9 protein-coding genes, 3 rRNA genes and 2 pseudogenes are annotated in these 14,118 nt (G+C 64.7%); 1 reads left to right on the top strand and 13 read right to left on the bottom strand.

Annotated features, from left to right (window positions below; genetic code table 11):
* Window positions 1-99, bottom strand: a 99-nt coding sequence (locus tag BN4346_RS48635; protein WP_078058806.1) for a Y-family DNA polymerase, incomplete at its 3' end; no start/stop codon positions are given.
* A gap of 57 nt (window positions 100-156) precedes the next feature.
* On the opposite strand from BN4346_RS48635, the gene BN4346_RS42525 reads away from it, so the two are divergent.
* On the top strand, window positions 157-723 hold the full coding sequence (locus BN4346_RS42525) for a class I SAM-dependent methyltransferase (protein ID WP_067975999.1): 567 nt from the start codon (window positions 157-159) through the stop codon (window positions 721-723).
* 7 nt (window positions 724-730) lie between these two features.
* Here the strand turns inward: BN4346_RS42525 and BN4346_RS42520 are convergent, their stop codons facing one another.
* From BN4346_RS42520 to BN4346_RS42470, 12 genes and pseudogenes are all read right to left on the bottom strand, one after another.
* Window positions 731-1,075, bottom strand: a complete 345-nt coding sequence (locus tag BN4346_RS42520) for a DUF732 domain-containing protein (RefSeq protein ID WP_067975997.1) — start codon at window positions 1,073-1,075, stop codon at window positions 731-733.
* Between the two features lie 44 nt (window positions 1,076-1,119).
* Window positions 1,120-2,448, bottom strand: a complete 1,329-nt coding sequence (locus BN4346_RS42515; RefSeq protein WP_067975994.1) for a PPE family protein — start codon at window positions 2,446-2,448, stop codon at window positions 1,120-1,122.
* 18 nt (window positions 2,449-2,466) lie between these two features.
* Complete coding sequence (locus BN4346_RS42510) at window positions 2,467-3,672, bottom strand: PPE family protein (protein ID WP_067975991.1); 1,206 nt, start codon at window positions 3,670-3,672, stop codon at window positions 2,467-2,469.
* Between the two features lie 144 nt (window positions 3,673-3,816).
* Window positions 3,817-4,615 (bottom strand): annotated as a pseudogene (locus tag BN4346_RS42505) (DNA repair protein RecN); the annotation flags it as partial.
* Window positions 4,616-4,627: 12 nt separating this feature from the next.
* Window positions 4,628-5,560: an NAD kinase gene (locus tag BN4346_RS42500; RefSeq protein ID WP_067975988.1), complete on the bottom strand. Its 933-nt coding sequence runs from the start codon at window positions 5,558-5,560 to the stop codon at window positions 4,628-4,630.
* Complete coding sequence (locus BN4346_RS42495; RefSeq protein WP_067975985.1) at window positions 5,557-6,363, bottom strand: TlyA family RNA methyltransferase; 807 nt, start codon at window positions 6,361-6,363, stop codon at window positions 5,557-5,559. Before BN4346_RS42495 ends, BN4346_RS42500 begins: the two co-directional genes overlap by 4 nt.
* Before the next feature lie 7 nt (window positions 6,364-6,370).
* On the bottom strand, window positions 6,371-6,547 hold the full coding sequence (locus BN4346_RS48240) for a hypothetical protein (RefSeq protein ID WP_096867726.1): 177 nt from the start codon (window positions 6,545-6,547) through the stop codon (window positions 6,371-6,373).
* Between the two features lie 28 nt (window positions 6,548-6,575).
* On the bottom strand, window positions 6,576-7,625 hold the full coding sequence (locus BN4346_RS42485) for an HAD-IIA family hydrolase (protein ID WP_235653773.1): 1,050 nt from the start codon (window positions 7,623-7,625) through the stop codon (window positions 6,576-6,578).
* Window positions 7,599-8,249: pseudogene (locus BN4346_RS48530) on the bottom strand (tetratricopeptide repeat protein); the annotation flags it as partial. The gene BN4346_RS42485 and the pseudogene BN4346_RS48530, both read right to left, overlap by 27 nt.
* A gap of 546 nt (window positions 8,250-8,795) precedes the next feature.
* Window positions 8,796-8,908: ribosomal RNA gene (rrf, locus tag BN4346_RS42480) — 5S ribosomal RNA — on the bottom strand.
* A 143-nt stretch (window positions 8,909-9,051) separates the two neighbouring features.
* Window positions 9,052-12,172: ribosomal RNA gene (locus tag BN4346_RS42475) — 23S ribosomal RNA — on the bottom strand.
* Between the two features lie 358 nt (window positions 12,173-12,530).
* Window positions 12,531-14,065: ribosomal RNA gene (locus BN4346_RS42470) — 16S ribosomal RNA — on the bottom strand.
* Together the 16S, 23S and 5S rRNA genes form the textbook arrangement of a ribosomal RNA operon.
* Window positions 14,066-14,118 lie beyond the last annotated feature (53 nt).

Raw genomic sequence — 14,118 nt, 5'->3', positions numbered from 1 at the left:
GACCAGTACCGGCCGTCCCCGCAACGTTGGGCGGGTCAATTGCTCGACAGATGCGAAAAACGCGTCCATATCCAGGTGCAGGACCCATCGGGCGTCCACGGGGTTCAGCCTATTGGGCGCGCCGACTCCCGGCCGCATCCGACTAGTGTCGAGACGATGGCGATGAATCTGGTTCACCGGCTGTGTTGCAGTTCGCGGTACTGGGCGCGCAGCGTCGAGCGCGAACTCCTGCCGTGGGCGCTGGCAGGCGTCGACCTCGGCGAGAACACCCTGGAGATCGGGCCCGGCTACGGCGCCAACATGCGGTGTCTGGTGGACATGACGCCCCGGCTGACTGCCGTCGAGATCGACCCACCGATGACCGAACGCCTGCAGGCAAAATACGGGTCGCGCGCCCACATCATCAACGGCGACGGCACCGACACCGGGCTGGCTTCCGACGAGTTCAGTTCAGTGGTGTGTTTCACCATGCTGCACCACGTTCCGACACCAGCATTGCAAGACCGCCTGTTCGCCGAGGCGTTTCGCGTGCTGCGCCCCGGCGCGCTGTTCGCCGGCAGCGACGGCGTGCACTCGACGATGTTTCAGCTGATGCATTTCCGCGACACCTACAACCCGGTCTCGCCCGATACATTGCCAGACCGCTTGCGCAACATCGGTTTCCGCGACGTGCAAGTGGTCACCGCCGGCGGTCAACAGCGCTGGCTGGCCGTCAAGCCCTGACGGCGGCCTACTTCGACCCGCCGCCCCCCTTATTGAGCTGGTGCGGACAATAGGTTTTCGCCGCGATCGCCGCGAACCGGGCCGCGTCGGCGACGGTCAGGTCCGGATTGGCCTCGGTGACGTCGTTCAGCAGTTCCAGACTTGTTTCACCGTTGGCCGCCAACCCGCACAGCGCCTCAGCGGCGGCCACGGCTTGAGTCGGGTCATCGAAGACGATCCCGACCTGCCGAAGCGACGTAATAAACTCCGCACTGTCAACCGCGCTCACCTCCACCACATTGGGATCGGCGTGCCCGGGTGCGGCGAGAACAAGTGCGGCGGTAGCGGCTAGCGGGACGAGCAACAGTTTCATAGGGTCCTCCTGGGGCGGCCGAGATCGTGAGGCATTGGGCCGCGTCAGCCGAGCGCCGACTGCGTTCCGGCGAGCGCACTGTCCTCGTCGTCGAGGACGTGCACCGCGTGGATGCCCGGTTTCAGGGACAGCTTCGCGACGAGCTCGTCGAGCCCGGCCTGGTCGACGTTCCAATGCTGCACCACATCCGGCGTCTGCTGCAGCTGCGCGATGACCTGGTCGAGTGGGACCGGTGCCTCGCGGTCCTTGATATTGGTGGACACCACGCGGGCGACCGGGGCCACCGTCCGGGTGGCCGGCGCACCCAACGCGCCACCGGCCGCACTGCCCAGGGCTGCCGGGGCGAGCATGCCCGGGACGGCTCCCGCTGCGGGCGCAGCACCGAGCGCCGTCTGGGGCAGCGAGGTGGAGGCCAGCTGGATCGCCGAGGTGGCGCTGGCCCAGTTCGGCGGCACCGACAACGCCCCCACGCGCATCGCGCTGCCCGCAGCGGCCCCGGCGGCCCTGGTCAGACCGGCGCCCGCAGTCAATCCGGAGCTGTGCAGGCCACCGAGCGCCGACTTCGGAATGGCCGGGAGTACCGCCCTGTATCCGGCCCGGAACTGGGTGATCCCCAGGTTGGTACTGGCGTGAACGGCGTTGACCCACCCGGTCTGGCCACTGACTCCCGACAGTAGTGAGAGGTCGCTTTCCAGCAACGAGCTCAGCTGGGGAACGCCGGTGACCGAATCGATCAAATTATGCCACGCAGAGGTGTATCCGGAAGTCAGCGCGTTGATCTGCTGGGTGATCTGCTGTATCAGGTCGGGTGCAGGCGTGGCGGCCGCGCTTCCCGCATCGCCGTTGGTGGTCTGCGGTGCGGCGGTGAACGAGGTCAGATTGGTTGCCGCCGCCGAAGCGCCGGCGTAGCCGAGCATCGCGGCGACATCCTGGGCCCACATCCGGCCGTACTCCGCTTCGACAGCGGCGATCGCGGTGCTGTTCTGCCCAAGGATGTTGGTGGCCACCAAGGAGGCCAGTTGACTGCGGTTGGCGGCGATCGCCGGCGGCGGCACGATGCCGGCGAAGGCCGATTCGTAGGCGGCGGCTGCGGCCGTCGCCTGGGCGGCGGTCTGTTCAGCCTGAGCCGCCGTGCTCGACAGCCACGTCACATACGGCGCTGCGGCGGTCGCCATGGCCGCCGCCGCCGGCCCCTGCCAGCCGCCGCTGAGGCTTGCCAGGGCCGCCTGGTAGCCGGACGCGGTGGCGTGCAACTCGGCGGCCAACCCCGACCAGGCCGACGCCGCGGCGAACAGCGGGTCAGCGCCCGGACCCGAATACATCTGTCCGGAGGTGATCTCCGGAGGCTGCGCCGCAAAAATTTGAAAAACCATGAACGCGACCTACTTTCGTTATTTCGCGATCGGCGGGATGACGATGACGGTGGCGGTGGTGGCGATATCCGGCCCCGTCTGCTTGTTGGTGACGTGGCTGATGGCGCTGATGGCGCGGGCGGTGCTGGCACTGGCAGCCTGACGCACCGGTGTACCGATTGCGCGCCCGGCCAGACTCGACAGCGCCATCTGGCCGGCCAGCACACCCTCACCGTTGGCCGCGAGCGCCGGCGCTGCCTCGAACACGCTGGCCTGCAGGGCGACGGTGGCGGTCTTGACCGCCGGAACAGCGCTGGCCCAGTTCGCCGGCACCGATAGCGACCCGATCAGGCCGGCTCGGCCCGCCGCCGCCGACACCGCGGCCGGGGCGGCGTGCGCGCCGCTGAGGAGCGGGCTGGACAGCAGGGGCGCCAAGGCACCGACGATCGGCTTGGGGTTGAGCGTGTTGCTCAGGTTCGCCAGTGCAGTGGCCACCGATGGGATGCTGATGGACATCTGGTAGATGCTCCGTGCCGAGCTGGCCACCCCAATGCCATACGGCCCATTCACGGTGCTCATGACGTTGGCCATGGACTTCACGACGGCCTGAATATCGTCGATAACCTGGTTCACCCCGCCTGGCAGCGTCACGGAGTTGGAGGCGGCCGCGGACCGCAGCGCGTTGGTGGCCGCCGCCGGCTGGCTGATGTCCCCGGTGGAGTTGGTGGTCTCCGGCGGCTTGCTGAAGGGGCTCAGCTGGGTGGCCGCCGCCGACGAACCGGCGTAGGCGTACATCGCGGCCGCATCCTGCGCCCACATTTCGCCGTAGTGGGCTTCGGTGGCCGCGATCGCCGGGGTGTTCTGTCCCAGGAAGTTGGTCGCGACCAGTGACGCCAGCAGGGTGCGGTTAGCGGCGATCACCGGCGGCGGCACGGTGGCGGCGTAGGCGGCCTCATAGGCGCCGGCTGCTGCCGTGGCCTTGAGCGCCGTCTCCTCGGCCCCCACGGCGGTGACCTTCAGCCAGGCCGCGTACGGGGCCGCCGCTGCCGACATCGATGCCGCCGAGGGCCCCTGCCACGCCGAGTCCGCCAGGTCGGCGACCACCGAGGCGTACGACGTGGCGGTGTAGTGCAACTCCATCGCCATCGCCGACCAATTCGCCGCGGCGGCCAGCAGCGGCGCCGAACCGGGACCGGCATACATTCGCGCGGAGTTGACCTCCGGCGGGAGTGCCCCGAAATCCATGAGTGCCCTGCCCCTCTAGGGCCTTGCCCCCATGTAGTGGACACGGGATTTGTGGTTAAGCAGCTTCGGGCAGCGTAGCCGGTGTCAGGGTCCTTTCGTAGGTGGCAGGGCTGGATAGACGGCAGTGGGAGTGCCGTCGTTTGCGTCGGTGGCGCTCAACGCCGTCTTGGCCTGTCCCAGCCGATCAGTTGCCGAGTTCGGCCCGTCGGCTGCATCGAGTGCCTCATCGCCGCCGGCTAGGGCCGCCGGTGCGCAGCGCGTCGAGCTCGGAGAGTCGACGGATCTCGGCGGTCAGCGCGTCGTCTTCGCCGGCCCGAGGCTCGACGGCATCGATCTCGCGCAGCGCGAACGTGAGCCGGTCGGCTTCCTGAGCCAGTTCGCGGGCGCGGTCGCGGCGTTCGACCAATTCGCGTCGCGCCGATTGCCAGGCCTCGCGCGCGGCACGGTAGCGCTCCAACCGGGCACCCACCGCGGCGTAGCGGTCCAGCGCCCCGCGCTGTTCGTCCGGGCGCATCAACCGCAGCTGGTCGTTCTGGCCGTGCAACGTCAACAGGCTGCCGGTGAAACCGGTCAGCGATTTGGCCGGTACCCCGCGCCCGCCCAGGTAGGCCCGCGACGGGCCGTCGCGGCTGACCGAGCGGGCCGCGATCACCGTGCCGTCCTCGTCGCGCTCGGCCCCGGCGGCCTCGAGCAGTTCGTCGATCTCCCCGGCCGCGGCCGGTGCCAGGTCGGCCGTGCAGAACCTGCCCTCCACCACCGCGCGGGCTGCACCCGAACGCACCCGGTTGGCGTCGGCGCGAGCACCACCGAGCAGGTGCAGCCCGGTGACCACCATCGTCTTGCCGGTGCCGGTCTCGCCGGTCAATACGGTCAGTCCGCGGTCGAATTCAGCGGTGGCCGCGCTGATGGCGCCCAGGGACTCGATACGGATCTCAGTCAGCACCGCAGGCGCACCTTACTGTCCGCGCCAGCCGGTGACCGGCAGCCGGAATTTGCGCACCAGTCGGTCGGTGAACGGCGAGCGGCCCAGCCGCGCCCACTTCACCGGGGTGACGCCGCGCTGCACTTCCAGGCGGCCGCCGGCAGGCACCAGCATTTTGCGGCGACCGTCGCAGAACACCAGCGCATTGTGGCCGTCGCTTTCGACTTCGATCGCGATGATCGATTCGGGGCTGGTGACCATGGGCCGGGCGAACAGCGCGTGGGCGTTGTTGGGCACCACCAGGATGGCGTCCAGGTCGGGCCAGAGCACCGGTCCGCCGGCGGAGAACGCGTAGGCGGTGGATCCGGTCGGGGTCGACACCAGTACGCCGTCGCAGCCGAACGTCGACACCGGCCGGCCGTCCACCTCGACGACGACGCCCAGCACGCCCAGCCGCGGGCCCTTCTCCATGCTGGCCTCGTTGAGCGCCCACCCGCTGTCGATGATCTCGCCGTCGGCGCGCACCACGACGTCGAGCGTCATCCGGTCTTCGACCCGGTAGTCGCGGGCGATGATCTTGTCCAGGACCTGGTCGATGGTGTCGGCTTCGGCCTCGGCCAGAAACCCGATCCGCCCCAGGTTCACGCCCAGTACCGGGATGTCGGCGCTGCGGGCCAGCTCCGCGGCGCGCAGGAAGGTCCCGTCACCGCCGAGAACCAGGACCAGTTCGCAGCCCTCGGCGGCCCCGTTGTCGGGGTCCACCAGGTCGATCGCGACACCGACCTCGCGGCCGTCGTCGGCACCCTCGTGCAGCGCGCCCTTGTCGACGGCCTCGGCGGTCAGCACCCGCAGCGCGATGCCGTGTTCGTCGAGCACCTTCTCGACCCGGCGGGCGGTGTCGGTGGCCTCTTCCCGACCGCTGTGCACCACCAGCAGCACGGTGCGTTGACGATCTGAACTGGTCATTGCGGACCCTTCGCGACGGCATCCTGCACGGCCGCGCGCAACGCGTCACCGGTCAGCGGCGCGGCGGCGGCGCGCAGATGCAGAAAGTATTCGACGTTGCCGGACGGTCCCGGCAGCGGGCTGGCGGTGACGGCGACGGTGCCCCACCCCAGTTCTTCGGCGCGGTGCGCCACCGATACGACCGCGTCGGCCCGCAGCACCGGGTCGGACACCACACCGCCGGCACCGACCTGTTGTCGTCCAACCTCGAACTGCGGTTTCACCATCGGAACGATATCGGCGTGCGGTGACGCGCAGCCAGCCAGCGCGGGCAACACCGTGGCCAGCGAGATGAACGACAGGTCCGCGACGATCAGTTCCGCGGGCCCGCCGATGGTGTCGATCGTCAGACCCCGGACATTGGTGCGTTCGATGACCACCACCCGCTCATCGGTGCGCAGCGACCAGGCCAACTGGCCGTAGCCGACGTCGACGGCGACCACCCGGGCCGCACCCCGGTCCAGCAGCACCTCGGTGAATCCGCCCGTCGAGGCGCCGGCGTCCAGGCACTGCCGGTCAGCCACGGCAATACCGAAAGTGTCCAGGGCCCCGATCAGCTTGTGCGCCCCGCGCGAGACCCAACTGCGCTCGCCGTCGTCCACCACGGCCAGCGCCGCGGTCACCGCCACGGCGGTGGCGGGCTTGACCGCCGGGATGCCGTCGATGGTGACCTTACCGGCGTCGATCAATTCGGCGGCCTGCTGACGAGACCGCGCCAATCCGCGCCGGACCAGTTCGGCGTCGACGCGAGCACGCCGCGACATGCCTGACTCAGCCCTTCTCTACCGACTCCAGCGCCCGCACCAACACCTGGTGGGCTTCTTCGAGCCGCTGCGCCAAGGCGTTGAGGTCGCTGTGGGCCGGCAGGTCGGCCAGCTCGGCTTCCCCGGGCAACTCGGCCAGCACTGCCGCGATGCGTGCTCGGACGTCCTGCATCTCACTGTTCATGGGTGCCACTCACGCTAGCCGATACCGGTCAGGGCCAGGTGCCGAGCAGGGACCACTGTTGCAGCGCCGCATCCGCCGTGTCATCGGCGGCCGCGACGGTGAAGGGACGCCCGGCCAGCTCGGCCTCCCACACCGTCGATGCCAGCGCGCGGACCACCGACAGGCCATCACCGTCGTCGTCCTCGGGTTGCCCGGCGGCGACGGTGACGGTGGTGCCGTCCACGGTCACGTCCCAATGCGGCTGCGCGCCGATCGCCAGCCGGCCGGCACTGACGTTCAGCGCCCGCAGATCGTGACCGAGGTAGGTCGGCCGGTGCTCAGCGACCGCGCCGACGGCATCGCGCGCGGAGTTCACTCCGGTGAGCACCATCAGGCTGGGCAGCGCGGCGGCATTGGCCGCGGCGATGTCGGTGTCGAGCCGGTCGCCGACCACCAGCGGGGCGTAAAACTCGCCGCGGGTCAGCGCTGCGGTCAACAGCGCCGGGCCCGGCTTGCCGGCCACCTGCGGTTCGGCGTCGGTCGCGGCCCGCAGGGCGGCCACCATCGAACCGTTGCCGGGCAGCAGGCCACGCTCCGACGGCAGCGTCTTGTCGACGTTGGTGGTCATCCACAGCGCCCCGGCCCGGATCGCCAGGGCCGCCTCGGCCAGGTCCGCCCAGCCGAGCTCGGTGGACAGGCCCTGAATCACGGCGACCGGTTCGTCAGTGGCCAGGCGCACCGCTTCCAAGCCGACGGCGCCGATCTCGGCGGCCAGCGACTCCGCACCCAGCACCAGCACCCGCGCGCCGGCGGGCAGTTGGCCGGCCAGCAGGCCTGCCCCGATCTGGCCGCTGGTGGCGACGTCCTGGGCGGTGGCGGTGAAGCCCAGCTGGTTCAGATGCGCCGCTACCTCGTCGGCTCCGCGTGACGAATTGTTGGTGATGAACAGCGTTCGGCTCTGCAGTTCGGCCAGGGTCTCGACTGCGCCTGCGGTGGGTTCGCCACCGCGGAATACCGTGCCGTCCAGATCCAGCAGCAGGCAGTCGTATTCCTCGGCCAGCGTCGCGCCACCACCGAGTTCGGCGATGCGGTCCTCCACGTCGGTGACACCGTCGGTGTCGGCGGCCGCGGCGCGCAGGAACCACTCCAACGCCTCACCTTCGCGGCCGAGTGCCACCAGCGTCTCGCCATGCGCGTAGTGCAGCCGGGCCACGGTCGAACCGATCCGGTCGGGGTCGGTCGGCGCCGACGAAAGCACCGTCAGTGCCTGTTCCAACTGCCCCAGGTCGGCGCGAGCGCCGGCGGCGACGATCCGCATCTCGTCGGCCTCGTCACCCTCGAGCTGTTCGGCATCGGGGCCGGTGGCCAACTCGATCGCCCGCTGAGGCCGGCCCAGGCCGCGTTCGCAGTCGGCGATCAGCGGCAGCAGCGCGGATTTGCTGCCCATCCGCCGTGCCGCTCGCAGCTCACCCAGTGCTTGCGACCAGTCTCCGCACTGATAAGCGGCGATCCCGACGGCCTCGCGGACCGCGGTGATCCGTGTCGAGCGGGACCGGGCCGCCTTGGCGTGGCGCAGCGCGGCCTCGGGATCGTCGTCGAGGAGCATCCCGGCCGCGACCAGGTGGCAGGCCACCGCGTCGGCGGTGGCCCGGTTGAGCGTGCTCAGTTCCCGGCGTACTTCCGGAGCCAGCTGGTTGGGCTCGATACCTTCGGGCAGCGGCGGGTCGTCGTAGCGCTGGGAGGTTTCCTCGCCGGACGGTCGGGAAGGTCGCGACGTGCTGTCGTGATCCCGCCGCGGTCGGGACGAACGGTCGTAGTCGCGCGGGGGTCGGGCTCCACCATCGCGGTCGCGCGGCGGTCGCGGGCTGCTGTCGCGCTCCCACGACGGTCGCGGGCTGCCATCGCGGTCGCGCGGCGGCTGCGATCGCCGTTCGCGGTCCGGTCCCGCGCCTCGGTGCGTGCGACGCTGATCGCCGGATCCCCGGAACGAACCACCACCGGATTGCCCGGGGCGGCCTCCGGATTGCCCGGGCCGGCCACGCCGGCCGGCATCGCCGGCGCCCCTGCCGCCCCACGGCCCGTCGCCGCCATTGCCGTGTTCGGCCACCTCGCGCCCTCCGGTCGTAACAGTGCTACCGAAAAGGATACGGCGGGGGTCGCCGACCTCTTGACACGGTCGCATTCGCGCGATCTGTTCACGCAAAATATGAAACATACGGGAAATGCCTGTGCCCCCCAATTTCTTGGGGGGCACAGGTCTTAATGTTGTGTTCGGCGGTGTCCTACTTTTCCACCCGTGTGGGCAGTATCATCGGCGCTGACAGGCTTAGCTTCCGGGTTCGGGATGGGACCGGGCGTTTCCCTGTCGCTATTTCCGCCGTAACTCTATTTTCTTTTCCTGTGGTGGACTGTCCCCGTGTGGGGGTGGTCCACTCTGGTCACCAAAGTTTTGTGTTTGGTGGTGGGGTGTGGGTTTGAGATGTTTTGTGGTGTGGTTGCGGGCAACACAATTGTTGTTTTTTTGTGTTGGTAAGTTTTCGGCCGGTTAGTGCCAGTTCCCTGCACACCTTGCGGTGCTTCTAGGTCTGGTCTATCAATCCCGTGGTCTGCGGGGGGCCTTATCCCTCTAAAAGGGTGAGAATCCTGGTCTTGGAGTAGGTTTCCCGCTTAGATGCTTTCAGCGGTTATCCTGTCCGAACGTAGCCATCCAGCCGTGCTCCTGGTGGAACAACTGGTATACCAGAGGTTCGTCCGTCCCGGTCCTCTCGTACTAGGGACAGGTTTCCTCAAGATTCTGACGCGCGCGGCGGATAGAGACCGAACTGTCTCACGACGTTCTAAACCCAGCTCGCGTGCCGCTTTAATGGGCGAACAGCCCAACCCTTGGGACCTGCTCCAGCCCCAGGATGCGACGAGCCGACATCGAGGTGCCAAACCATCCCGTCGATATGGACTCTTGGGGAAGATCAGCCTGTTATCCCCGGGGTACCTTTTATCCGTTGAGCGACACCCCTTCCACTCGGGGGTGCCGGATCACTAGTCCCGACTTTCGTCCCTGTTTGACGTGTCAGTCTTACAGTCAAGCTCCCTTGTGCACTTACACTCAACACCTGATTGCCGTCCAGGTTGAGGGAACCTTTGGGCGCCTCCGTTACATTTTAGGAGGCAACCGCCCCAGTTAAACTACCCACCAGGCACTGTCCCTGAACCAGCTTCATGGTTCGAAGTTAGAGGTCCAATACGATCAGAGTGGTATTTCAACAACGACTCCACCCACACTGGCGTGCGAGTTTCACAGTCTCCCACCTATCCTACACAAACCGCATCGAACATCAATACCAAGCTATAGTGAAGGTCCCGGGGTCTTTTCGTCCTGCCGCGCGTAACGAGCATCTTTACTCGTAATGCAATTTCGCCGAGTCTATGGTTGAGACAGTTGAGAAGTCGTTACGCCATTCGTGCAGGTCGGAACTTACCCGACAAGGAATTTCGCTACCTTAGGATGGTTATAGTTACCACCGCCGTTTACTGGGGCTTAAATTCTCAGCTTCACCCCGAAGGGTTAACCGGTCCTCTTAACCTTCCAGCACCGGGCAGGCGTCAGTCCGTATACATCGTCTTGCGACTTCGCACGGACCTGTGTTTTTAGTAAACAGTCGCTTCTCACTGGTTTCTGCGACCCCCTCCCGCTGCCGGCCGCAAAGGCCATGACGGTATGAGGGTCCCCCTTCTCCCGAAGTTACGGGGGTATTTTGCCGAGTTCCTTAACCATAGTTCACTCGTACGCCTTGGTATTCTCTACCTGACCACCTGTGTTGGTTTGGGGTACGGGCCGTGTGCGTGCTCGCTAGAGGCTTTTCTTGGCAGCATAGGATCACCGAATTCGCCGCAAACGGCTATGCATCACCTCTCGGACTCTATGCCAGACGGATTTGCCTATCTGACGTCCTACCGGCTTGCCCCAGTATTACCACTGACTGGTACGGCTACCTTCCTGCGTCACCCCATCGCTTGACTACTACCAGCGAAGGTCCCACGCAGCCAGTAGTCGTCGCTCCCCGAAAGGATTGATCGACCACCTTTTGGGTGGTTAGTACCACTGATTCATCATGGGCGCCCACACACGGGTACGGGAATATCAACCCGTTGTCCATCGACTACGCCTGTCGGCCTCGCCTTAGGTCCCGACTCACCCTGGGAGGACTGGCCTGGCCCAGGAACCCTTGGTCTTTCGGCGGGCAAGGTTCTCACTTGCCTCATCGCTACTCATGCCTGCATTCTCACTCCCACACCCTCCACCACTAGATCACTCTGTGGCTTCACCGGATGCAGGACGCTCCCCTACCCAATACTTACGTATTGCCGCGGCTTCGGCGGTGTGCTTGAGCCCCGCTACATTATCGGCGCACAATCACTTGACCAGTGAGCTATTACGCACTCTTTCAAGGGTGGCTGCTTCTAAGCCAACCTCCTGGTTGTCTAAGCGACTGCACATCCTTTTCCACTTAGCACACGCTTTGGGGCCTTAGCCGGCGATCTGGGCTGTTTCCCTCTCGACGCACGGAGCTTATCCCCCGCCGTCTCACTGCCACGCTTACACTCACCGGCATTCGGAGTTTGGCTGACGTCAGTAACCTAGTAGGGCCCATCGGCCATCCAGTAGCTCTACCTCCGGTGAGAAACACGCAACGCTGCACCTAAATGCATTTCGGGGAGAACCAGCTATCACGGAGTTTGATTGGCCTTTCACCCCTACCCACAACTCATCCCCTCAGTCTTCAACCTAAGTGGGTTCGGGCCTCCACGCGGTCTTACCCGCGCTTCACCCTGGCCATGGGTAGATCACTCCGCTTCGGGTCCACAACACGCCACTACACCAACCCCAACGGATTGGATACGCCCTATTCAGACTCGCTTTCGCTGCGGCTACCCCACACGGGTTAACCTCGCGACGTGCCGGTGACTCGCAGGCTCATTCTTCAAAAGGCACGCCATCACCCCACCACAAGGGAGGGCTCTGACGGATTGTAGGCACATGGTTTCAGGTACTATTTCACTCCCCTCCCGGGGTACTTTTCACCATTCCCTCACGGTACTAATCCGCTATCGGTCATCGAGTAGTATTCAGGCTTACCGGGTGGTCCCGGCAGATTCACAGCAGATTCCACGGGCCCGCTGCTACTCGGGAAAACATCACAAGACAGGTATCGGGTTTTCACGTACCGGGCTCTCACCGTCTACGGCAGGCCATCCCAAGCCACTTCCGCTAACCACAACACTTTCTCACTGTCCTCCGGCCAGGTAGAACCAGACATGACGCTCCCACAACCCCGCACACACAACCCCTACCCGGTATCACATGCATACGGTTTAGCCATCCTCCGCTTTCGCTCGCCACTACTCACGGAATCACATTTTGTTTTCTCTTCCTACGGGTACTGAGATGTTTCACTTCCCCGCGTTACCTCCCCACTGGCTATACATTCACCAGAAGGTGACACGACATCACTCGTGCCGGGTTTCCCCATTCGGACATCCTCGGATCCACGCTCGGTTGGCAGCTCCCCGAGGCATATCGCAGCCTCCTACGTCCTTCATCGGCTCTCGATGCCAAGGCATCCACCATGCGCCCTTAAACACTTACAAAACACAAAAACCAAAAAACAAAAATTGCAAAACAAACAAGACACAAGCCTTGCTTGCTAGATGCTCGCAACCACTATCCACAAAACAAACACCACACCCCACCACCAAGATGGAGCGACAACACACCCACCCCCACAAGGGAGCCAATACGGGCCTGTTGCCTCAGGACCCAACAGTGTGCCCAACCCAAGGTCGGCCACCAGAAGCACAAGACTTCTGGCGGTTGGTGATCAAAGCTGTTGTTGTTTCAAATTAATCTGCACCACCGGGCACCCACTACAGGCCCCGGCGAAAATATCCCAACCATCATGTATCCCGCACTCGTGACGGGGACGGGGGAAAAAATGGTGCTCCTTAGAAAGGAGGTGATCCAGCCGCACCTTCCGGTACGGCTACCTTGTTACGACTTCGTCCCAATCGCCGATCCCACCTTCGACGGCTCCCTCCACAAGGGTTAGGCCACCGGCTTCGGGTGTTACCGACTTTCATGACGTGACGGGCGGTGTGTACAAGGCCCGGGAACGTATTCACCGCAGCGTTGCTGATCTGCGATTACTAGCGACTCCGACTTCATGGGGTCGAGTTGCAGACCCCAATCCGAACTGAGACCGGCTTTAAAGGATTCGCTAACCCTCACGGGATCGCAGCCCTTTGTACCGGCCATTGTAGCATGTGTGAAGCCCTGGACATAAGGGGCATGATGACTTGACGTCATCCCCACCTTCCTCCGAGTTGACCCCGGCAGTCTCTCACGAGTCCCCACCATAACGTGCTGGCAACATGAGACAAGGGTTGCGCTCGTTGCGGGACTTAACCCAACATCTCACGACACGAGCTGACGACAGCCATGCACCACCTGCACACAGGCCACAAGGGAACCGATATCTCTACCGGCGTCCTGTGCATGTCAAACCCAGGTAAGGTTCTTCGCGTTGCATCGAATTAATCCACATGCTCCGCCGCTTGTGCGGGCCCCCGTCAATTCCTTTGAGTTTTAGCCTTGCGGCCGTACTCCCCAGGCGGGGTACTTAATGCGTTAGCTACGGCACGGATCCCTAAAGGAAGGAAACCCACACCTAGTACCCACCGTTTACGGCGTGGACTACCAGGGTATCTAATCCTGTTCGCTCCCCACGCTTTCGCTCCTCAGCGTCAGTTACTGCCCAGAGACCCGCCTTCGCCACCGGTGTTCCTCCTGATATCTGCGCATTCCACCGCTACACCAGGAATTCCAGTCTCCCCTACAGTACTCTAGTCTGCCCGTATCGCCCGCACGCCCACAGTTAAGCTGTGAGTTTTCACGGACAACGTGACAAACCACCTACGAGCTCTTTACGCCCAGTAATTCCGGACAACGCTCGCACCCTACGTATTACCGCGGCTGCTGGCACGTAGTTGGCCGGTGCTTCTTCTGTACCTACCGTCACCCCAAGAAGAATCTTGGAGCTTCGCCGATACTGAAAGAGGTTTACAACCCGAAGGCCGTCATCCCCCACGCGGCGTCGCTGCATCAGGCTTGCGCCCATTGTGCAATATTCCCCACTGCTGCCTCCCGTAGGAGTCTGGGCCGTATCTCAGTCCCAGTGTGGCCGGACACCCTCTCAGGCCGGCTACCCGTCGTCGCCTTGGTAGGCCATTACCCCACCAACAAGCTGATAGGCCGCGGGCCCATCCCACACCGCAAAAGCTTTCCACCACACACCATGAAGCGCGCGGTCCTATTCGGTATTAGACCCAGTTTCCCAGGCTTATCCCAAAGTGCAGGGCAGATCACCCACGTGTTACTCACCCGTTCGCCACTCGAGTACCCCCGAAAGGGCCTTTCCGTTCGACTTGCATGTGTTAAGCACGCCGCCAGCGTTCGTCCTGAGCCAGGATCAAACTCTCCAAACAAAAACCATTTGGAAACAATCCCAAAACATCAGTTCCGAAAAACCGACAAAAAA

The sequence above is a fragment of the Mycolicibacter icosiumassiliensis genome, assembly GCF_900078685.2.
Lineage (GTDB): Bacteria > Actinomycetota > Actinomycetes > Mycobacteriales > Mycobacteriaceae > Mycobacterium > Mycobacterium icosiumassiliensis.
This window is presented reverse-complemented; position numbering and strand designations above follow the sequence as displayed.